A 22079-nucleotide genomic window follows, 5' to 3' on the forward strand; every position below is an offset into this window, starting at 1 on the left:
GTGACGGGGTGAATACCCCGTCACGCTTGGAGCAACTGCTGGGGCGAATGAATTCGCCCCTACGATCTTATCCCATGATCTCCAGCCGCTCGCCCCAGACCTGAGCCGTTGCGACGATCTCCGCCGTATCCAGCCGCGTAGGCATCCCGTCGCGGAGCACCTGACGCCCCTGGATCCAGACCTGACGCACCTGATGACGCCCGGCGGCATAGACCAGTTGCGACACCGGATGATAGAGCGGCTGCGTATGCGGATCGCGCAGATCCAGGGCGACGAGGTCGGCTGACTTCCCCGGCTCCAGCGAGCCGATCTCATCCTCCAGCCCCAGGGCGCGTGCGCCGTTGATCGTCGCCATCCGCAGCGCGGCGGCAGCGGGCACGGCCGAGGCCGAGCCCGCCACGCCCTTGCCGAGCAGCGCGGCGGTGCGCATCTCGCCCAGCAGATTCAGGTCGTTGTTGCTGGCTGCGCCATCGGTGCCGAGCGCGACATTGACGCCGGCCTCCAGCAGTCTGGCGACCGGGCAGAAGCCGCTCGCCAGCTTGAGATTCGACTCCGGACAGTGCACCACATGCGCGCCGGTCTCGGCCAGCCGCGCGATCTCGGCCTCTTCGAGCTGGGTCATGTGGATGGACACCAGATTCGGCCCGATCAGCCCCAGACGGTCCAGACGGCTCAATGGACGCTCGCCATGATCGCGCAGCGATTGGACGATCTCGTCGTGGGTCTCATGCAGATGGAGATGGATCGGCACCTCCAGCTCGTCGGCCAGGGTGCGGACCCGTTGCAGCGGCGCGTCGCAGACGGCATAAGGCGAATGCGGCGCGAAGGCGACCCGGATCAGCGGATGGTCACGATACTGATCGTGCAGGCAAAGCCCCTTGGCGATGTAGGCGTCGGCGCAATCCGCATAGCCGGTCGGAAAATCGACCACGATCATGCCGATCACGGCGCGCATCCCGGCCTCCGCCGTCACCTGCGCCGTCACGTCCGGGTGGAAATACATGTCGTTGTAGCAGGTCACACCGCCGCGCAGCATCTCCAGCACCGCCAGCCGCGTGCCGTCGCCGACGAATGCCGGATCCACCCAGCGCTGTTCGGCCGGCCAGATGTGATCGTGCAGCCAGGTCATCAACGGCAGATCGTCGGCCAGACCGCGCATCAGTGTCATGGCGGCATGGGTGTGGGCATTCACCAGTCCCGGAATCAGCACATGACCCGGCAGCTCGACCACCCGTTCGGCCTGGATCGACTGCCGCGCTTCAGCGGAAGGCAGGACTGCCAGAATGCGCCCCTCGGCAATGGCGACCGCATGCTCGGTCAGTTGCCGATCTTCGGGGTCAACAGGAAGCATCCACTGCGCATGGATCAGGAGTTCGGCTTGCATCGTGCGGTCCTTTGGTTGTGGCGTCGAATGGGAGAGAATGGCGGGCAACATGCCACAAGGAGACATTGATGAAAACCACCCCCGCCATCCCCACGCCCGACGATGCCGCGCTCTGGCATGAAGGCCGTCTGTATCTGGCCGATCAGCGTCTGCTGCCTGAGCGCGCCGAGTTTCTGGTCTACGACCATGCCGCCGAGGTGGCCGACGCCATTCATGACATGGTCGTGCGTGGTGCGCCCGCCATTGGGGTGACGGCGGCCTATGGTGTGGTGCTCGCGGGACGCGATGCCTTTGCCGCCGCCGGTGCGGGCTGGAGGCAGGCCATCGAGGCCGATCTCGAACGTCTGGCGGCATCCCGTCCGACGGCGGTCAATCTCTTCTGGGCCATCCGGCGCATGCGCGACCGGATCGCGCAACTGGATGCCGCCGATCCGACCCCGGCTCTGTTGGATGAGGCGCTCGCCATCCATGAGGAAGATCGCGCCGCAAACCGGCGCATCGGCGATCTGGGTGCCGAGTTGATCGCGGGTCCGACCGACATCATCACGCACTGCAACGCGGGTGCCATCGCCACCGGCGGTTATGGCACCGCGCTGGGCGTGGTGCGCAGTGCTTATGCTGCCGGCAGGATCCGCCGTGTCTACGCCGACGAGACCCGGCCCTGGATGCAGGGCGCGCGGCTCACCGCCTGGGAGCTGATGCATGACGGTATCCCCGTCACCCTGCAAGCCGACTGCGCGGCGGCAAGCCTGATGGCGGGCGGGACGGTCGGCTGGGTCATCGTCGGCTCGGATCGGATCGCGGCCAACGGTGACGTGGCCAACAAGATCGGCACCTATGGTCTGGCGGTCATGGCTAAATATCACGGCATCAGGGTGATGGTCGCCGCGCCGACCTCCACGGTCGATATGGCGATCAGCTCCGGCGCCGAGATCCCCATTGAGGAGCGCGATCCTGCGGAACTGCTGGGCTGCGGCGGACGGCGCATCGCCCCGGCGGGCTGTCTGGCGCGCAATCCGGTGTTTGACGTGACCCCCGCCGCGCTGGTCGATGCCATCGTCACCGAACGCGGTGTGGTGCTGAACCCGACGACCGAGAAAATGCGGGCGTTGATGGGGTAGGGGCGAATTCATTCGCCCCGGCTCCGGCACCAGCTTGAGCCCGATGATACTGGCCGGTACCGCCGTAGTAGGGGCGAATAAATTCGCCCCTACTCGGAAACGAGCTTGAGGCCAATGATGCCGATCAGGATCAGACCGACGAAGAAGAAACGCGCCAGGGTCGCCGGCTCGGCGAACAGCAGGATGCCGATGACGAAAGCGCCCACCGCGCCAATGCCGGTCCAGACCGCATAGGCGGTGCCCATCGGGATGGTCTTCTGGGCGACCAGCAGACAGGCGCCGCTGGCGAGGATGCAGAAGATGGCGAAGGCGATCCAGCCCCAATGCAGCCCCGCGTCCGTCAGGCCGAACTTGAGCCCGACCGGCCAGCCCCATTCAAACATCCCAGCAACCACGAGATAGATCCAGGCCATTGCAGTCGATTCTCCAGCGTGATGGGCGGTTGGGCGCCCGAGTCAATGTTTGAAGGGCAGAGCGATCAGTGACGAGTCGTCCGCGAACATGGCGTCGAGTCGGTCGATGTCGAGCTGTCGCTCCGTCGGCAGACTGCTTTTAAGCATCCGCAGCCGGTTCATCGTCTTTTGCGCCTGATCGGTGCGATTCTCGGCCAGATGATCCTTGGTTTCATTCAGCAATCTCGCCAATTCATCGGGGCGGCTGGATGCCATCCCGCCAGACGGTTGCGGCGTCTCGACCCTGTCCGCTGCGGTTGGCGCGGGAGGTGGGTCGCATGCAGTCAGCATCAAGGCGATGAGCGCCCAGCAAGGGGCGAAGAAAGGCTTGTTCATGAGGGCGAGGAATGGCGCTGATCACTGTGAATTCCGGTTCGAGCAGATACACTACCGCCGCCAACTGCCAACTGCCAACTGCCAACTGCCAAGGATACCCATGAGCGATCTTCTGGCCATCTTTCTGCTGTTGCTGCTGGGCTGGTTCTGGCTCGACAGCCTGCGCGCCCGCGAGATCGCGGTCGGCATCTGTCAGGCCGCCTGCGTCCAGCGCGATCTTCAGTTTCTGGATCAGGCCGTCGCGCTGCGCCGGCTCGGGCTGGCCTGGCGCGCCGAAGGCGTGCGGCTGCGCCGGGTCTACCGCTTCGATTTCAGCGAGGAGGGCACCGGTCGGCGCAGCGGCTATCTGGTGCTGCGCGGTCTGCATCTGGAGGAACTGAGTTTCGGCCTGCCGGATCAGGTCGCGGACGCCTGAGCGCCACGCGCGGTCGCCGTCCTCCGGCGGACGCCAAACCCTAATTTCGGGTACCCTAAACCGCGCCCGGTGCGACAGGCGATGTTTGGGGATTGGGCCGGCCTTGGCAGAATCGACGACGGTTGGCGCTGGCGCGGTTTAAGTCATTCAATAATATTAAATTTTAAACCGCGTCTCCACTGAGGTCGCTGGCCTCATCAGAGCTGAATACAAAATGAAAATGACGCATATTGCGCTGGACGCGGTTTAGCGCGATGGAACATCAAGCCCGCAAACGCTTCGGCCAGAATTTTCTTCACGACCCCGGGGTCATCCAGCGTATCCATGCCGCGATCACTGCCCGCCCGGGCGAGCGGCTGGTCGAGATCGGCCCCGGTCAGGGCGCTATCACCAGGGGTTTGCTCGCTGCCGTCGGCAGGCTTGATGTGGTCGAGCTGGACCGCGATCTCATCGAGCCGCTGCGTCAGCAGCTTGGCCCCCTGGGCGATCTGCGCATCCATCATGGGGATGCGCTCGCTTTCGATCTCTGCCAACTGGTGGCGGATGAAGAGAAGCTTCGCGTGGTCGGCAATCTGCCCTATAACATCTCCACTCCGCTGCTCTTCCATTTCATCGACCAGGCCGATTGTCTGCTCGATCTGCATCTGATGCTGCAAAAAGAGGTCGTGGATCGCATCGTCGCCGATCCCGGCGACAAGACCTATGGACGGCTCTCGGTGATGGTGCAGAGTCGATGCAGCGCCAGCCGCCTCTTTCTGATCGGCCCCGGCGCGTTCAAACCCGCGCCCAAGGTGGAATCGGCCTTTCTGCGTCTGCGGCCCCTGCATCCCCTGCCGTATCCGATCGATGATCCGGCGCTGCATGCACGGATCGTCGCGGCGGCTTTCGGTCAGCGGCGCAAGACGCTGCGCAACAGCCTTTCCGGGCTCGTCGATCAGGCGCTCTTCGATGAGGCCGACATCGACCCGACCCGGCGCGCAGAAAATCTCGATATCGCCAGTTATGCCCGGCTGGCAAACGCCGTCTGCCGGGCGCAGCGTTCGCAGCCGGACTGATGACGCGGAGATGACAGCATGAAACAGGCGTGGCTCAAGCAAAACAGCAGTTCTGTCCTGGTGCTCCTGGCGGTGCTGGCGCTGGTGCTGCTGATGGGCGTGCAGATGCGTCAGCGCGGCAATCCCAATCCGGTCGCCTATCCGGGGCCATCGGGTCTGCCGCAGGTGGTGCTGAAAGAGAATGGCGTCCACCAGTATGTGGTCACCGGACGCATCAATGGCGAGCCGGTGGAGTTCCTGGTGGATACGGGCTGCGCCGATGTCGCCATGTCCTATTGGCTGGCGCAGCGTCTGAGGCTGCCATTGCAACAGGGGGAGATGCATGTGACCGGCAATGGCAATGTGCAGGGCTGGTCCGCCCGGCTCGATTCGGTCGATGTCGGCGGGCTGATCGTGCGGCAGGTGAATGCGACCGTACTGCCGAACCTTCAGGGCGGTCAGGTGCTGCTGGGCATGGCCTATCTGCGTCATATGGAGGTCATCCTCGCCGGTGGCGAGATGACCCTGCGGCCTGACGTCAATCGTTGAAATAACCCTGTTTGTGCAAGCGTGCCTTCATGCGCCGGATCCCGAGCCAGGCCGCGCCGACGATGACCGGCGCCGCCAGACCGGTAGTATAGGTGGCGTCGAGCGGCAGACCGTGGGCCTCCAGTCCTTTCAGCAGATAGCCGACCAGCCCGACCCCGTAATAACCGATGGCGATCACCGAGAGCCCTTCGACGGTTTCCTGCAATCGCAGTTGCAACTGGGCGCGCCGGTTCATGGACTCCAGCAGATTCTGATTCTGCTTTTGCAGCCCGACCTCGACCCGAGCGCGCAACAGACTGGTCAGACGCGCCGCGCGCTCGGCGAGATTCTGCTGGCGTCTGGCGGTCGATTCGCAGGTGGCGATCGCCGGGGCGAGACGGGCGTCGAGAAATTCAGAGAAGGTCTGCAAACCTTCGATGCGCCGCTGGCGCAGCTCTTCGAGCCGTTGCTGGATGACCTTGTAATAGGCGCGCGAGGCATCGAAGCGCGAACTGGTGCGCGCCGCCAGGGTCTCGATCTCGGCCGCCAGGGTGGTCAGCTCGGCCAGGAGTTCGGCATCCGGCACGCCGCTGCCGAAGGCGTCCTCATCGGCCATTCGCGCCGCCACTTCCACCAGCCGACGGTCGGCATTGCTCAGACAGCCATTGGCCTCGCGCGCGACGGGCAGACCCAGCAGCGCCATGGCGCGGTAGGAATTGATTTCGAGGAAGCGTTTGGCCGAGCGGCCGGCCTGATTATCGGACAGCCCCCGATCACGCAGCAGGATTCGCGAACAGCCATCGCTGTGGATCCGCAGATCCGACCAGGCGAGCGCTGCGCCATTCACCACTTCCGAGCCGATGATGACATTGCCGGCAAAGAGTTCGCTCAGTTCCTCGCTGCTGCGCTCGGGCATGTCGCGCGATTCGAGCGCCAGCGAGACGGCGGCGACGACCTCGCCCGGCATCTCGGCCAGCCAGTCGCGCGGAAGCTCATTGAGCACCGGATAGGCGAAGGGATGCACGAAGGCGCCCTGTTTGCTGAAGGTGTAGGTCACAAACTCGGTGTGACGCTCCCAGCGCAGCCGGATGTCGCCAAGCCGGGCTGAATAATACTGATCGATCATTTCCGGCTGTGGCAGGCCATAATGCTCAAGCAGCCGTCGCAGATGCCGGACATTGCGGCCACTGCCTTTTTCGCCACAGAGGGACGCAAGATGTGAGACACGCTCAGGTGCGTGCAGCGGCTCATAGGTGCGCGCATGCAGCTCGGCGATGCCCTGATGACGGAGCGGATGTTCCTTGAATGGCAATGGCATGGTGCAGGCTTTCCTGTAGGTGCGAATTCATTCGCACAGGCGTTGTGGCAGTTTGCAGTTTGCAGTTTGCAGTTTGCAGTTTGCAGTTTGCAGTTTGCAGTTTGCAGTTTGCAGTTTGCAGTTTGCAGTTTGCAGTTTGCAGTTTGCAGTTTGCAGTTTGCAGTTTGCAGTTTGCAGTTTGCAGTTTGCAGTTTGCAGTTTGCAGTTTGCAGTTTGCAGTTTGCAGTTTGCAGTTTGCAGTTTGCAGTTTGTTTACTTGATTCTGAAAAGTTCCCGTCGGATCATCGTTCTGACGACTGACGACTGACGACTGACGACTGACGACTGACGACTGACGACTGACGACTGACGACTGACGACTGACGACTGACGACTGACGACTGACGACTTTCTTCAAACCCGTTGCGGACCCCCCGCAATCTCGCAATGTGATGCCTTCAGGATGGCTGAACAACTCGACTCGCAATTTTATGATGAAGACGCTGAAACCCTGCGCAAGACCCTGGATGAAATGCGCCAGGAGGCGGCGCGGGAGGTTGAGCGTCTGAACCGCCAGCTTGCCGAACGCCATTATGCCTCTGACAACTCGGTCGCTTCCGCCACCGAGCGTCTGGCGCTGCACCAGGAAATGACGGTGCTGCAACAGACCCTGGAGGCCAAGGCACAGGCGCTCGATCAGATCACCGAAGAGTGCCGGCGTCTCGAAGACGAGCTGGAAGATCACAACATGGCGCTCGATGGCCTTAAACAGGAGGTCGAGCGCAAGGAGCAGGCGCTCAAGGATGCACAGTCTGAACTGGAGCAGTTGCGGCGGGAAATGGCCGAGCGCCAGCCGCCGTCAGCCGCAATCAGCCCGGCGGCTCCCAGCCGGCCCGCGCCGCCCCCCGCACCGGTCAGGCATCCGGTGAACACCGCGCTGGCCGGGCTCCTGGTGCTGTTCGTGGTGCTGTCACTGTCCATGGGCGTGTTTCTCTATCTGATCCGGGATCGGATTGATTTCCAACTGGCGGGCTTGCGCCAGCCAGCGGAGGTGCCTGCCGTGGTCGCTGTTCAGACATCGACAGCGGGCGCGACCGCTTCCCAGACTGAGCCAGTGGTCAGGACCCCGGAGACAGCCAGCTCAACCGTGACGGAATCCGAACCGCCGCGCGTGCAGAATGACCGTCTCCGCAGCGGCGGACTGGGTCCGGCGATGGCGGCGCTTGCGGGCGGTGTCTTTCAGATGGGCAGCAACAGTCTCTCTGGCGAGGATTTCAGCCCGGCGCGCGAGGTGCGGATCGATCCCTTTCTGATCGGTGTCCATGAGGTGACTTTCCGTGACTATGACCGCTTCGCGCGGGCGACAGGACGGTCACTGCCCAATGATTTCGGCTGGGGACGCGACACCCGCCCCGTGGTGGGCGTGAGCTGGGATGAGGCGACGGCCTATGCCGACTGGCTGTCGCGGGAGACCGGCAGGCGCTATCGGCTGCCCAGCGAGGCGGAATGGGAGTTCGCCACACGCGCTGGCGGCACCGGTTCTTACTGGTGGGGCTTTGGCATGGAGCCCGGACGCGCCGTCTGTCTTGACTGTGGCAGCCAGTGGGACAATCGCTCGACGGCACCGGTCGGGAGTTTCCCGCCCAACCCATTCGGTCTCTACGATCAGGCGGGGAATGCAATGGAATGGGTTGCCGATTGCTACACCGCTGGCTATCGCGGCGCGCCGGACGACGGACGCCCGCGACTGGATGGCGATTGTGCGACACGGGTCGCCCGGGGCGGAGCCTTCAACCGACCGTCGGTGTCCATGCGCTCGCATGTCCGCGCCCGCTTCACGCCTCAGAGTCAGTTCAATCTACTGGGATTCCGAGTGGCCCGTGAACCATGAAGCGGCTTTCCAGGAAAATTTATACCCGTCTGAGATGCGGTCATCGGACAGGATTAAAAGGATTAAAAACAATGATTTGAAAAGTCCTGTCCATCCTGGGAAATCCTATTAATCCTGTCTATTTCGATTTGAATCGCACAAACCCCGCATGACCACCGTTGTCCTCGCCGAAAAACCCAGCGTGGCGCGCGATATTGCCCGGGTGCTCGGCGCCGCCCGCAAGGGTGAAGGCTGTCTGGAGGGCAACGGCTATCGGGTGACCTGGGCGCTGGGTCACCTGATCCATTTTGCCGAGCCGGACGACTACGGCGAGGACTGGGCCAGACGCTGGTCGCTGGATCCGCTGCCGATGGTGCCGGAACGCTGGAAGCTGCAGGTGGGCGAACGAACCGCCAGCCAGTTCAGGCTGGTCAAGGCGCTCATCAACGCCCCCGAGACCGAACGCATCGTCTGCGCAACCGACGCCGGGCGCGAGGGCGAGCACATCTTCCGGCTCATCTACGAGCAGGCGCGCTGCAACAAGCCGGTCGAACGGCTCTGGATCTCCAGCCTGACCGACGAGGCGATCCGCGAGGGCTTCCGCACCCTCAAGCCCGGCCAGACATTCGATCATCTGGCCCAGGCCGCGCGTGCCCGCGCCCAGGCCGACTGGCTGGTGGGCATGAATCTGACCCGCGCCTATACGGTGCATAACCGCGTGCTCTGCACCATCGGTCGGGTACAAACCCCGACCCTGGCCATGATCGTGGCGCGTGATGCTGAGATCGCCGGTTTTACCAAGGCGTTTTTCTATGAGCTGGTCGCCCATCTGGCCGAGGGTTTCGAGGCCCGTTATCTGCTCGACGGCGCGACACGCATCGAGAGGAAGGAAACCGCCGAGCGTCTGCACCGCGCGCTCAGTCCGCACCCGACCGGCATCGTGCGCAAGGTGGACAAAAGGATCCGCCAGAACCGTCCGCCGCCGCTCTATGACCTGACCAGTCTGCAACGCGACGCCAATCGGCGTTTCGGCTTCACCGCCGCGCAGGTGCTGGAACAGGCGCAGACACTCTACGAGACCCACAAGCTCATCAGCTATCCGCGTACCGAGAGCCGGCATCTGTCGGAAGACATGCTGCCCCGGCTCCCCGGCATTCTGCGCAATCTGGAGCACCCGCTCGCCGCTGAGGCGCTCAAGCGTCTGGAGGCCGGGCACCGCTTGAGCAAGGCTTATGTTGACCGCACCAAGCTGACCGATCATCACGCCATCCTGCCTACCGGCAAGATCCCGCCGGCTGATCTGCCGGGACCGCTGCGCAAAATCCATGATCTGGTCGCCGCACGCTTTGTCGCCATCTTTCTGCCGGATCAGCGGCTGGAGGAAACGCGGGTCGAGATCGCCATCGGCGAAGGGCTCTTTCTGGCGCGCGGCTCAGTGGTTCTGGATCCGGGCTGGAAACGGGTCGATGCAAAGGAGGCCGGGCCGGATCGTCCGCGCTCGGGCAGGCAGAAGGACGCCGCAGCGGAGAGCGACGACAGCGAGCCGCCGGGCTCGCTGCCGCCGCTGGAGCCGGGTCAGACGGTTCATGTGGACCGACTGGAGGTGCGCGAGAAAGAGACCCAGCCACCGCGCCACTACGATGACGCCAGTCTGCTCGCCGCCATGAAGAACGCCGGACGCACCATTGAAGACGATGCACTGGCCTCGGCGATGGCGGCGTCCGGTCTCGGCACCCCGGCGACTCGCGCTGAGACTATCGAAAAGCTCATCCGCACCGGCTATCTGGAACGCCAGCGCAAACAGATCCTCGCGACTGAGAAGGGCAGGGCGCTGATCGGTCTGGTGGCCGCGCCGCTCAGAAGCCCCGAGCTGACCGCCGAATGGGAACAGCGACTCAAGGATGTGGAGCGTGGCGAGGGCGATGTCGCCGGTTTTTACCGTGACATCGTCGCCTTCGTGCGCGATCTCATCCCCTGCATCGCCCAGGGGCCGGCCCTGAGCCCCGAGCAGGTCGAGGCCGCGCGGCAGGGCGAGCCCAAGCGCCGGGGCGGCAAAGGCGCCGCGCGCGCTGGCGCCGTGCAGTCCGCCGGGCTCGGCAAATGTCCGCTCTGCAAGACCGGCGAAATCACCGAAAACACCAGGGCCTTTGGTTGCAGCCGTTATCGCGACGGCTGCGGATTCACCATCTGGAAGACAGTTGCGGGCCTGAGCCTGACCAAGCCACAGGTGCGCCAGCTCATCGAGCAGGGGCGAACCGACGTGATCGAGGGTTTCTGTTCCAAGGCCGGCAAGCCCTTCACCGCCGCCCTGCGTCTCGATGCTACGGGCAAGGTCGTTTTCGACTTCAGCACCGCATCATCTGAGCCCGTCTCCGCATCGCGCACGGGTATCCGCGAACAACCGCCGCGCTGCCCCAAATGCGGTCAAGGCCAGATCATTGAGGGTCGCCGGGGATATGGCTGCAACCGCTACCGCGAAGGCTGCGATTTCGTGGTCTGGAAGTCGGCTGGCGGTCTGATACTCAACGAGGGACAGATCCGCGAGCTGATTGAGCAGGGACACACCGGGCCGGTTGATGGGCTGGCAGGCGACGACGGAGAGCCCCGGCGCGCGGTGCGCCTTCATCTCGACGAACAATGGCGAGTGGTGTTCGAGTGAACGGAGTCTGGATCGTCGCCGTGTTGGTGTTCGTCTGATGTATCATCGCACGGCTATTGACCACCTTTCCGTTCCGTTCACCATCGATCAACTCTTCACTCGTGATGACCAGCCTAGATAACAGCCTGATTCCGCACAATCCAGTCCTGGTCCTGGGTGACGGCCCCGTCATCGCCCTGGTCGCCCAGCCGGGAGATGAGGCATTTGGGTGCGGCGGCGCACTTGCGCGCCATGTCCAGGCTGGCGATCAGGTCGTGGTGGTTGTCGCGAGCGGCAATGAGACTTCGTCGGTCGAGATACCCTCCATCACAGAGAGTCGCGCCTGCGCCACCTGTCTTGGCTATGACGACATCCGTTTCTGGTCAGTATCCAGCGCGCATCTTGCCTATGACGAAGGATCTGTGCGCCGGGTCATGCAGCTGATCGCCGAGATTGATGCCGCGTTGCTTTATGCCCCTTTCCCGGAGGATCCTGACCCCGTTCGCGCCCGATGGGGTCTGATCGCGCGCGAATCAGTGCGGCGTGCGGCGGGCCGCTGCTGTCTGGCAGCCTATGAAATTGGCGTCCCATTGACGCCGAACCGGCTGCTCGACATCACCGCCACCTTAGAGCGAAAACAACAGGCCATGGCCTGTTTCCAATCGCGACTGACAACCCCGCTCGATCAGCAGACCCTGGCCCTCAATCGGGTGCGTACCTTCAACCTGCCAGCGTCTATTGCAGCCGCAGAGGGTTATTGGCTGGCCGCGTCGGCGGAGATCCCGGATTGTCTGCCCGGCCTGGCTGCGCGTCCGTTCAGGCGCGCGTTTCAGCCCACCATTGCGCCGGGGTCGCTGGTGTCGGTCGTGATCCGCTCGGCGGGGCGCGCGACCCTGGATGAGGCGCTGGACTCCATCGCTGCTCAGACCTATCGCCATGTCGAGGTGATCCTGGTCGATGTGACCGGCTGCATGGCGTTGACTCTCCCTGATTGGTGCGGTGAATTTCCGCTGCGCCGGGTCTCGACCGGCGCTCCGCTCGGCCGTGGCGCTGCCGCGAACGTCGGGCTGGCCGCCGCATCCGGAGAGTTTGTCATTTTCCTTGATGACGATGACTGGTTCCTGCCCGAGCATCTTGCCGGGCTGGTCGAAGCGATCAAGACTGCAGATGGCGCCTCGGCCGCCTACGCCGGGGTCGAATGTCGGACTCAGGGCGCTGATGGCGAGAGGCGGGTTCTGCATGTGTTCAACGAGTCGCACGATCCGGTGCGTCTGCTGGTGGAAAACTATCTGCCAATCCACGCCGTGCTATTCAGTCGTCATCTCCTCGGAGACGACTTGCGCTTTGATGAGGCGCTTCATGTCTACGAAGATTGGGATTTCTGGATCCAGCTCAGCGCGCTCACCGACCTGGTGCATGTCAATGCTGTGACGGCTGTGTATCGGATCGCTCAATCAAGCGGCTTTGGGATTCGCCATGCCGATCCGGCGGTTGAGCATGGACGCGCCGCGCTGTTCGCCAAGTGGCGCTCGCGCTGGAGCCTGGAGCAGTTGATGGTGATCGCCGATTATGCCAAGCATCGCTCCATGTACCTGGAGCTGCGCGAGCGTGGTGAGCGCGACGTCATGCAGATGAGCGATCTGTACAAGCAGTTCGACCGGGTTCGTACCGATCTGGAGCAGAGTCAGGTTCAGTTCGCGCTCCTCTCCGCCGAGAAAGGTGCGCTGGATGAACAGGTCCGTAGTTTGCGTGAGCGGATTCTGGCAAACGAGGGGTATTGCCGTGCCGCTGAGTCAGAGCGGGACGCCAGCCGGAAATGGTTAGGCCTGCTCGGGATCGAACAACTGGACGACGTCCTCAAGTGTCGCGATGATCTGGCCCGGTATCGTGCGTTCCAGGGGCGCATGCGTTCTCTGGGTGAATGGGTGGTGCGTCCCTTCAGGGGGCCGCGACGGGCATTCAAGCGGGCGACCCTGAAAATGGTGGCGCCGTTGTCCCGATCAACCTCCCATCTTTGGCATCTCGTCCTGATCATTCAGGCCTTTGGGCCGCTGGCTGTACTGCGCGCTTTGCGTTCGCGTCTGGGCTCGCCGGGTACCAGCCGCAGCAATCCCAGCCTGGCAGATCTGTGGCAGGTCATCGAACTCGAATCGATTGCACTGCCATCGTCACACCCACGGCCGCTGGTCTCGATCCTGATTGATCTCGGCATCCAAAGCCTGGACTTGCGTTACCTGCTGGAAGGGCTGGCGAAGACCCCAAACGCGCCGCCGATTGAGGTCTTGCTTCTCTGCCCTCGGGAGCATCCGGTGGCGGCGCTTCTGCAAACCCGGTTGCAGCAGATGAGGATCGTGCAGATCGATGACACGAAGGGGTTTGCCGCAAGGCTCTCCGCCGTGCTCGCACAGTGCAAGGCTGACTGGCTGCTGTTAACCGTCAATGCATCGCTGCATCCGGTTGACTGGCTGACCCGGCTTTTAGATGCCGGGCGGGATGCCCAGGCAACCGGGACGGCGGCCGGCGCGGTCTGTTCCAAGGTGATTGGCACGGATGGCTGGCTGGTTCAGGCGGGAATTTTGCGCACACATGATGGAAAACTCCTGCACCTCGGTGCGGGTGGGGATCCGCAGGCACCAGAATATAATTATCTGCGCGAGGTGGACGCCGCCTCGGATGTCTGTCTGTTATTGAATCAGGAAGCGGTGCGACAGGCGCTTGCGGCCTCCGTCTCACCAGTCGATACCTTCGGCTTGATGCATCTATTCGAGGGGATGCGTTCGCGCGGCTGGTCCGTTCTCTACCAGCCGGAAGTAACGGCGACCGTCGTCAGCCCCGAGCCCTGCGTGCCCGCCCTGCTGGAAACAAGCCGCAAGCGGTTACTGGTTCTGGATGCCGTCATGCCGACCCCGGATCAGGATTCGGGATCACTGCGGATGACCAGTCTCCTGGAGATTTTTCTCGACCTTGGCTGGCATGTCACCTTTGTTCCCTCGAACCTCGAACTCTGCGCGCCCTACGGCCCTTACCTCCGGCGTCGGGGGATCGAGGTGCTCTATCGTCCGCTGGTCGGCTCGATCCCGACGTTTCTTGAGCAGCGCGGCAACAGCTTCGATCTTGTGATCCTGAGCCGGCACTATGTCGCCACCGCCTTTCTGGATGTCGTGCATCTGCACGCCCCGCAGGCATGGGTCTGGTTTGATACCGTCGATCTGCATTATCTGCGCGAACAGCGCGAAGCCAAGCTGCGCGGCGACCCCGTCGCGCTCAAACAGGCGATCGAATGCAAACGTCAGGAGATCGACTTGATGCGCCGGTCTGATCTCACCCTGGTTGTGAGCCCGGTCGAGCGCGACCTGCTCGCGACCGAGGCACCGGATGTTCGGGTCGAGATTCTGAGTAACATCCACTCACTGCATCCGACTGAAACGCCTTTTGCGGCGCGTGATGCCATCGTCTTCATCGGCGGCTTCAATCACACACCCAACGTCGATGCCGTTGAATACTATGTGAACGATATTCTGCCCCTGGTTCGGGCTCAGCTCGGACCGGTGCCGACCTATCTCATCGGCAGCCGTCCGCCTCAGGAGGTCCTGGCGCTGGATGCCCCCGACCAGGGTTTACATGTGACCGGCTATGTCGAGGATGTCACCCCTTTCTTTGCGCGGGCGCGTCTCTCGATTGCTCCACTCCGTTACGGGGCTGGCGTCAAGGGCAAGATCAACATGAGCATGGCCTATGGTGTCCCGACAGTCGCCACGCCCTGTGCCGGCGAGGGCATGTTCCTGCGTCCGGAAACAGACATCCTGATCGGCGAGGACGCCGCCGCCTTTGCCGCTGCGGTCGTCCGTCTCTACCGCGATCAGACGCTGTGGGAGTCCATTGCCGCCAACGGACTCGCTAACATCGAAACCCATTTTTCCCGACAGACCGCGCAGGTCATACTAAAACGACTGCTGTCGGAGCGTTTCTGATGAAGGTTCTGCTGATCACGCATGGCGAGTTTCTCGACGACTCGCGCATCGCCTCGGGCAACAGCGTGCGCGCTTATTATCTCGAACGCGGCCTTGCCGAGGCCGGGATCGAGATCGTGCATGTCCATCCTGCGGCATTGGGCACGCCCGCCGATCCGGCACCCCGGCCCGGCATTCGGGTGCGCGTCTACCAGGACCGCAGCACCCTGGCCTCACTGATCCGTGAGGAGTCTCCCGAGGCGCTGATTGTCGGTTACTGGGAGCTGATCGAATGGCTGCCGGAAGATCTGGATTTGCCGATCATCCTGGATGTGGTCGCGCCACGGATCCTGGAAGCCATGTATCAGGACCAGCTCGATCTTTCCGGCGAGGTTGGACGCGCACTCGCCTGTTACCGTCGGGCTGATCGCTTTCTGGTCGGCAACCGGCGTCAGGCCAGCTTTCTGACCGCCTGGCTGATCCTGGCCGGATTCGACTGCCGGGTGGCGGCGCCCATCGATGTGCTGCCGATCTCGACCGAAAGCGCGCCGCCGATGGGAGCGACTGCCGACATCAGGCTGCGATTGGTCTCCGGTGGCGTTTCCTGGCCCTGGCGTCGCACCGAACGCTGGTTCGACACCCTGGTGAGCGCGCTCCAGCAGCAGGGCACGGGCGGCGAGGAACTGACCTTATTCTCGGGTCGCTATCTCTATTCGCTGGAAGAGGAGAAGCCGGTCCCTGGTCCGCGTGAAGCGGCCTGGCCAGCGACGCTCGTCAAGCGCCACGAGTTGCTGCCCTATGGCGAGATGCAGCGATTTCTGCGCAGCGCATGCCATGTTGGCATTGAGCTTGCGGACGAGAATCCAGAACGCTGGCACAGCCAGTCATTCCGCGCCATGGAGTTCCTGCGTAATGGCCTGCCGTTGATCTGCAATGGGTACACTGAACTGGCGGAGCAGATCCGCGCCCAGGATGCCGGCTGGGTGATTGACCACGAAGACGAGCTCGATGCAGTGATCGGTGAGATCGTCGCCCGTCCCGACCTGATCGCCAGCAAATCTGCCAATGCACTGAGGCTGGTTGACGAGCGTTTTCATTATGCCCTGACGATCAAGCCGCTGCTTGCGTTCCTCCGCGCCCCTGTCAAAGCTGTTCCCGGCGCGCCACTGATCGCACTGGAGCCGGTCGCGCCACCCCCGGCCACCAGCATCGACCCCAGACCCGCTGATCAGCCTGATGACAGCCCGGCGTCCGCGTTGAGTGGATCCTTGCCCCTCGCGCTTGCGCGGCGCATGCGCAGGCACGTCCGGCAGCTATCGCGAAGCCTGCTGTTGCCGGTCGCGCGCGCCATGGGTCGACTTTACCGAACCGACGCGGTCATCCTCGTCTCGCGCTCTGACATCCGACCCGCCAATCATGGTGCGGCAGTAAAGATTGACCGCACTGCCTGGGGGTTATCGCATCTGGTCGAGGCCGTCTATCTGCTAAGCGAGGATCGCGCCATCTACCATGAGGTGCGCGCCGGTCGCTTCCAGGAACGACGTTTCCCGCGCTGGCTGCAACGGATCGGCCCGGATCAGGAAAGGGTTCGCGAGAATCTGATCGCAGCCGGCATACCCTCTGGCGACGCCTTTCTCTATGACCCGGTCGGTGACTGGAGCTTCATCGTCCGTATCCTTTACCTGGCCCTGAAGACCGGCGCGCGCACCTATCAGGCGGAGTTTCCAGCCTATGGTCGTGCGACGGTCTGGGCGCGCGATCTGCTCGGAGGACGGGCGCTGCTGGTCGAGCATAATGTCGAGTATCTGCGCCTGGCGGAACAGACGCCTGATCTGCCAGCCCACGGGTTGCGATTGCTCCGGGAGATCGAGCTTGCCTGGTGCAATCGCTCGGATGCCGTCATCACGGTCTCCGAGGCCGATCGCCAGCGTCTGCTGGAGGCGGGGGTCGGGGGCGAGCGGTTGCATGTGATCCCGCATGGCGTGGATCTGGAACAATTTGATCGCGCCGAACCGCTTGACCTGCATGCCATCTACCGGATCCCGTGCGAGCGGGCGATCCTGGTCTATCACGGCATCTATCTCTATCCACCGAATCTGGAAGCGATGGAGGTCATGGCGCGAGAAATTTTGCCGCGACTCGAACGTCTCGGCGTGGCGGCAACGGTGCTGGCGATCGGTGCCTATCCGCCCGCACTGACGCTCCATCCGCACCTGATCTTCACGGGGCCGGTCGATTCGGTGGCGCCTTACCTGAAAGGCGCGGATCTGGCTGTCGTCCCGCTACAGAAAGGCGGCGGGACGCGCATGAAGATCCTTGACTATTTTGCGGCTGGTCTGGCCGTCGTGAGTACCACCAAAGGCGCCGAGGGGATCCCGATCAAACCAGGTGTGCAGGCGAGCCTCGCTGACGATCATGATGGTTTCGCGCAGGCGGTTGCCGCTCTTCTGGCGGCTCCGGAAATGAGTCAGCGTATGGGCGTGGCGGCGCGGGAGTTCGTCGCGCCGCTGGACTGGCGGACCATTGCCGCGCGTTATCTGGAACTGGCCTGAGCAACGCCAAGCTCCTCACAGTCGGTAAAGCGCGGCGCCTCCTTGCTCGCCAGACCGAACGACTCATAAAGACTCTGTGCATAGGCATCCGCTTTGGCGCGGATGTCCGCATCCAGGTCGATACTGGTGGCGACCTGACGCTGGACCTCAACGATCTCTCGCAGTTGCATCAGATTGAAATTGGACAGCGTCAGGCTGCGCGGATGACGGCGGTGGTCGTTCAATGCCAGCGGCGAGAAGGCGATGGATCCTTCGCGTAACAGCTCCAGGTAGGCCACCCAGTCTCCCGCGATGCGGTAACGGCGGATCCGCTCCAGATTGGAGCGCAGAACACTCAGGAATGCCTGGCGCCGGAAAACGACCGCGCTGACATTCGGGATGCTGTTCTTGACGGCCAGAGCCTGGGCGATCTCCTCATGCCCGGAGCGCGTATAAGGACGGCGCCATTGCTCGCGTGACAGATCAGCGACATAGTCCAGATAATCCCCGCACAGCACCTCACCGGTGGGATCGATCTGGCGCGACTGGGTGAAGCTCATCACGACGTCCGGCGTGGCAAAACCGCGCATCGCCTCCTCCAGAAACGAGGGGGCCGCCAGATCGTCCGCCTCGGCAATCCAGACATAGTCGCCGCGCGCGCGTTCCAGCCCGGCGAGCCATTGCACAAACGGCGAGCCCGAGTTGTCGGCATTGAGGATGATCTGTGCCTCGGGGGCGAGACGCGGCAGTTCGGTTTCCAGCCAGTGGCGGCTGTCATCGGTCGATCCATCGTCCAGGACGATCAGTTCATAAATCGGCAGGGTCTGGTGAAGGATGCTTTTGATCCTTGCTGGCAGATAGCGGCAGTAATTGAAATTGGGCACCACCACTGAGATTCTTGGCGAAGGCGCGCGAGTCTCCGCCAGGAGATCGAACAGATATCGCTGAAAACCGAAGTCACGCACGATCAACTCGCGCCCGCGCATCCCTGCCGCGCGGCGCGCGTCCTCATGGTCGAGGAATTCGGTGATGGTCTGGGCGAAGGCATCAACCGTCAATCCGGGAACCAGGCGCACGGCTCCGCTGGGCGCAAGATCGGCAAACCCGCCAGCATCCTCGAAGGCAACCACCGGCACCGCGACGGCCAGCGCCTCCAGCACCACCGAAGGGAATGGATCCTCGCGTGAGGTCATGGCATAGACATCGGCACCGGCATAGAAGGCGTCTGTCTCAGGCAAGTGTCCGGGAAACAAAAAATGGGGTTGCGCATTTGCCTGGTCGATGAGTGGCTCGACCATTGTCCGCATCCCGCTGTCGATGCCGCCCACCCAGACGAAATAGGTATCGGAGCGTGACGCGTAGATCGCCAGACCAATCAGCGCAAAGAGATCGAATCCCTTGCGCCGATCTCCATATCCGACCCCCAGTACGATCCGCGCCGATAAGGGCAAGCCGAGTTGTTGCCTCAGTTGGGTGCGGATCTGCTTGGATGTCAGCCGTGCGGCAAGCCGATTCTGCTTGTAGAGCCCCTGAGGACGGATTCGACTCTGAGCGTCGCGCAGACTGGCAAAGCGGATGAAGCCATCACGGACGATGCGCGCCGGGAAGACGACGACATCCGCGTCGGTGGCAATGTGATGCGCATGAACTCTAAGGTCGAGACTGCGGATCAGCTCTGGCAATTCATGCACGAGGGCGATGATGCGGAATCCAGCCGCTCGCAGACTTGGTGTGAATCGACCCGAAGCGGTCGAATTAACGATAGCATCCTCGATGCCGCGTTCGCGGAGCCGCTTGGCGAGCCGGTGTCCGGGCGCGCGATCAGCGGTGTCGGCGTCGAGTCGATGCACGTCGGCGACAGCGGCATAGTCGGGGAGCAGGCTGCCCGGACCGAGCACCACCATCGTGACCTGATAACCGAAATCCTCATGGAGTCGTTGTGCCATGCGGAGTGCGAGATACTGCGCGCCGTGGGGATGCGCATCGTGCGCCACCAGCAGGATCTCGCGGCGGACTTTGGTACGTGAGCGCAGCAGTGCGTCGCGGGTTGCCTGTAGATAGGCGTAGCCATGACGTTGATCCGGTTCGAGGTGTGCGCCCTCCGCCCACTCATTCCAGGCATTGATGAAGACGAGTCGTTCGGAGGGATCCGAGAAGCGATCAGCCGTGTCTTCGATCGCATTTTCCAGCCATTCCCGATACCCCGCCGGTGTCGAGCCGAGGAATAGTGTACCGCTGCCGCGTCGACGTGCCTCATTGTCCCAGCCTGGATTGACGCCGCGAAACAGCGGGTAATCGCAGGGCATGTAATGACGGCTGCGCTCAGGATAGACCGTCCAGTCGTAGATTCTGCCCTTGAAGGCCGGGTCACGGTTCTCGATCTGGTTGGTGATGTCAACCGGATGACTATTGTTGGGCGGAAACTCGATGGCGGCATCGAAGCCATAATCGGTTGGTGAAGTGGACTCGAATGATTGCGTGTATGCCAGGTAGATATCACCGATACCATTGTCTTGACACCAGCGACGCCAGCGTGCGGCGGTTTCAGCCGGGTTCGGGAGCAGAGTCGGACGGTAGACCAGCAGCAGCGGTCTTTGTCCAATGCGGATGTAGCGAGGATCGCGGAGATATTTTGCGACCGCAGCAATAAAGGCAATGTCGTCCTCGGGGGAATGCGCTTGGGCCATCAGGATCTCGTTTTCGCGCCCATCCCAGCGTCGGCTCCAGCTTTCGTTGGCCCAGCAGAGACAGAAGGGGAAATCCAGCGGCCGGCTCAGATAGTCCTCCAGCGGTCGTTCCAGCAGTCGCTTGCCATTGAACCAATAGTAGTAAAAGGCAAATCCACTGAGTCCATACCGCTTCGCGAGTTCGATCTGGCGCTCCATGACCTCGGGTAGTCGCAGGTCGTAGAACCCCAGTTCACCCGGCAAGTGGGGTTGATAATGGCCGGGAAACTGCGGTCTGCCCCGCACGACGTTGGTCCATTCGGTAAAGCCCCGTCCCCACCAGGCATCATTCTCAGGGATCGGATGAAACTGAGGCAGATAGAAGGCGATGAGCCGCGCTGGGAGCAGACCTGGTGGTTCGGCGTCAAGGTATGCGACGGGTTCGACCACCCGCTCCTCTGGCAGAATTCCGGTTCCGCGCCACAAATCGCCACGCTGACGGGCCTGCTGATAGAGCTGGAACCCCGGATGCGATTTAAATAAAAATGGCAAGGTGCGGAACATTGCCCGCTGAATGCGCTGGCGTGCGGGAATATCGAGTGGCAGGAGGCGCCACAGAGGACGAAGCAGATCGGCGACCATATTTCGTAGCTTGAACGTGCTATTCGCTGCCCGATAGCGCAACGCGAGAGCATCGTCCCTGAGGCCATCAGGCATGGTGTGGAGTGGGTGTCAGGTCTCGCAAGACCAGGACGGTACAATATCAGAGAACAGGCTGTCGGTGCCCGTGAAAACACATGTCAACCGACCTCCGACCCGGCGATTCGCCACTCATCAGTCAGCTCCGGTTCGTTTCGCGTCAGGCGATTCTTCCACAAGAAATCCAGGCTTCCGTTCGCTGCATCGATTTCTATGTCGGGTCAAGGGTTATGCCGGAAGGCACCGGTCACGCCCCGCAACGCATCCCACAGGGCCAGACCCATCATCCGCAGGTGTTCGCGCCGGGGCGGGATCACCAGTCCGAAATAGAGCAGCTTGAACAGCGCACGCGGGAAGTCCTGGATCTTCCAGGCCCAGGGAACATAGCGGCGACCATAGAGCAGGAAACGGTTGCGGGTCTGATAATACTGACGCACCGGATCATGAATGTAGATCGGTCCCTTGCTGTGACGCACGGAGAGAAACCGCGTCTGCTTGCCGATCTGGTGATAGAGCACCGCATTGCAGACGCCGTATAAATCGAATCCCCGATGCCGGGCGCGAAAGCACCATTCCAGATCGATGTTGTCGATGAAGAGCGCATCCTCCGGCAGACCAACGCGGGCATAGACCCAGGCCGGCGTCAGCAGACCGGATGAGATGAGAAAATCGGTGCGGATCAGGTCATCCATGCCCTGACAGCGGCCTTTCAGTGCTGCATACGGCGTGAAACGGATGAATGGCATGGAACGACCCGATGGCTCGAAGACCGCGCGCGGCCCGACGCCAGCGATCTGCCGTCCATCATCCAAGAGCCGACGGTAAGCGGACAGCAGCCGGGCGACCAGATCCGGCGCGGGCAAACTGTCCTGATCCAGCAGTAGCGTAAAGGTCGCGCCCAGCGCCAGTGCGGTCTCGATCCCCTGACGCTGTCCCGTCGCCAGTCCGAGATTGTCGGCATTCTCCAGCAGCACGGCGCCTTGCGCGGCGGCCTGCGCGACCAGCATTGCCCGCAGCGATGGATGCGAGGCGTTATCCACCAGCACCAGATGTTCGACCTGAACCGCAATCCGCGCCAACCGCTGTGCGAATTCCGCCGGCTCAGGGTTATAGCTGACGATGATGGCGGCGACCGTTTCTGGCGTCATGTTCGCGTTC

14 protein-coding genes are annotated in these 22079 nt (G+C 62.7%); 8 read left to right on the forward strand and 6 right to left on the reverse strand.

What is annotated here, in order from left to right:
- Positions 1 to 67: 67 nt before the first annotated feature.
- Complete coding sequence (locus tag EDC35_RS07190) at positions 68 to 1384, reverse strand: TRZ/ATZ family hydrolase (RefSeq protein WP_132976564.1); 1317 nt, start codon at positions 1382 to 1384, stop codon at positions 68 to 70.
- A 68-nt stretch (positions 1385 to 1452) separates the two neighbouring features.
- On the opposite strand from EDC35_RS07190, the gene mtnA reads away from it, so the two are divergent.
- Positions 1453 to 2505 carry an S-methyl-5-thioribose-1-phosphate isomerase gene (gene mtnA, locus EDC35_RS07195; protein ID WP_132976565.1) on the forward strand — a complete coding sequence of 351 codons (1053 nt, stop codon included), beginning with the start codon at positions 1453 to 1455 and terminating at the stop codon, positions 2503 to 2505.
- A gap of 89 nt (positions 2506 to 2594) precedes the next feature.
- Here the strand turns inward: mtnA and EDC35_RS07200 are convergent, their stop codons facing one another.
- Complete coding sequence (locus EDC35_RS07200) at positions 2595 to 2918, reverse strand: DMT family transporter (RefSeq protein ID WP_132976566.1); 324 nt, start codon at positions 2916 to 2918, stop codon at positions 2595 to 2597.
- A 42-nt stretch (positions 2919 to 2960) separates the two neighbouring features.
- Positions 2961 to 3140 carry a hypothetical protein gene (locus EDC35_RS18500; protein ID WP_165903371.1) on the reverse strand — a complete coding sequence of 60 codons (180 nt, stop codon included), beginning with the start codon at positions 3138 to 3140 and terminating at the stop codon, positions 2961 to 2963.
- 253 nt (positions 3141 to 3393) lie between these two features.
- On the opposite strand from EDC35_RS18500, the gene EDC35_RS07210 reads away from it, so the two are divergent.
- The 3 genes from EDC35_RS07210 (at position 3394) to EDC35_RS07220 (ending at position 5291) form a co-directional block, all read left to right on the forward strand.
- The gene (locus tag EDC35_RS07210; protein WP_132976568.1) at positions 3394 to 3708 is read left to right on the forward strand and encodes a DUF3301 domain-containing protein; all 315 of its coding nucleotides are present in this window, start codon (positions 3394 to 3396) and stop codon (positions 3706 to 3708) included.
- Positions 3709 to 3962: 254 nt separating this feature from the next.
- Entirely contained in the window at positions 3963 to 4763 is an 801-nt protein-coding gene (gene rsmA, locus EDC35_RS07215; RefSeq protein WP_132976569.1) for a 16S rRNA (adenine(1518)-N(6)/adenine(1519)-N(6))-dimethyltransferase RsmA, read from the forward strand.
- A gap of 18 nt (positions 4764 to 4781) precedes the next feature.
- Entirely contained in the window at positions 4782 to 5291 is a 510-nt protein-coding gene (locus tag EDC35_RS07220) for a retropepsin-like aspartic protease family protein (protein WP_132976570.1), read from the forward strand.
- On the opposite strand, the gene EDC35_RS07225 is transcribed toward EDC35_RS07220, so the two are convergent.
- Positions 5281 to 6588 carry a DUF3422 family protein gene (locus EDC35_RS07225; RefSeq protein WP_132976571.1) on the reverse strand — a complete coding sequence of 436 codons (1308 nt, stop codon included), beginning with the start codon at positions 6586 to 6588 and terminating at the stop codon, positions 5281 to 5283. The two genes, EDC35_RS07220 and EDC35_RS07225, sit on opposite strands and share 11 nt — an antisense overlap.
- 442 nt (positions 6589 to 7030) lie before the next feature.
- On the opposite strand from EDC35_RS07225, the gene EDC35_RS07235 reads away from it, so the two are divergent.
- The 4 genes from EDC35_RS07235 (at position 7031) to EDC35_RS07250 (ending at position 17577) form a co-directional block, all read left to right on the forward strand.
- Positions 7031 to 8458, forward strand: a complete 1428-nt coding sequence (locus EDC35_RS07235; protein ID WP_132976572.1) for a formylglycine-generating enzyme family protein — start codon at positions 7031 to 7033, stop codon at positions 8456 to 8458.
- A 148-nt stretch (positions 8459 to 8606) separates the two neighbouring features.
- Positions 8607 to 11096: a DNA topoisomerase 3 gene (locus tag EDC35_RS07240; RefSeq protein WP_132976573.1), complete on the forward strand. Its 2490-nt coding sequence runs from the start codon at positions 8607 to 8609 to the stop codon at positions 11094 to 11096.
- Positions 11097 to 11200: 104 nt separating this feature from the next.
- The gene (locus EDC35_RS07245; RefSeq protein ID WP_132976574.1) at positions 11201 to 15046 is read left to right on the forward strand and encodes a glycosyltransferase; all 3846 of its coding nucleotides are present in this window, start codon (positions 11201 to 11203) and stop codon (positions 15044 to 15046) included.
- Positions 15046 to 17577 (forward strand): glycosyltransferase, encoded by a 2532-nt coding sequence (locus EDC35_RS07250; protein WP_132976575.1) that lies wholly within the window; start codon positions 15046 to 15048, stop codon positions 17575 to 17577. Before EDC35_RS07245 ends, EDC35_RS07250 begins: the two co-directional genes overlap by 1 nt.
- On the opposite strand, the gene EDC35_RS07255 is transcribed toward EDC35_RS07250, so the two are convergent.
- Both EDC35_RS07255 and EDC35_RS07260 read right to left on the reverse strand, forming a co-directional pair.
- Positions 17559 to 20774 (reverse strand): glycoside hydrolase family 99-like domain-containing protein, encoded by a 3216-nt coding sequence (locus EDC35_RS07255; RefSeq protein WP_243651508.1) that lies wholly within the window; start codon positions 20772 to 20774, stop codon positions 17559 to 17561. The genes EDC35_RS07250 and EDC35_RS07255 overlap by 19 nt on opposite strands.
- Positions 20775 to 21142: 368 nt before the next feature.
- Positions 21143 to 22069, reverse strand: a complete 927-nt coding sequence (locus EDC35_RS07260; RefSeq protein ID WP_132976577.1) for a glycosyltransferase family 2 protein — start codon at positions 22067 to 22069, stop codon at positions 21143 to 21145.
- Positions 22070 to 22079: the final 10 nt, after the last annotated feature.

It is taken from the genome of Thiobaca trueperi, assembly GCF_004342175.1.
Taxonomy (GTDB): domain Bacteria; phylum Pseudomonadota; class Gammaproteobacteria; order Chromatiales; family Chromatiaceae; genus Thiobaca; species Thiobaca trueperi.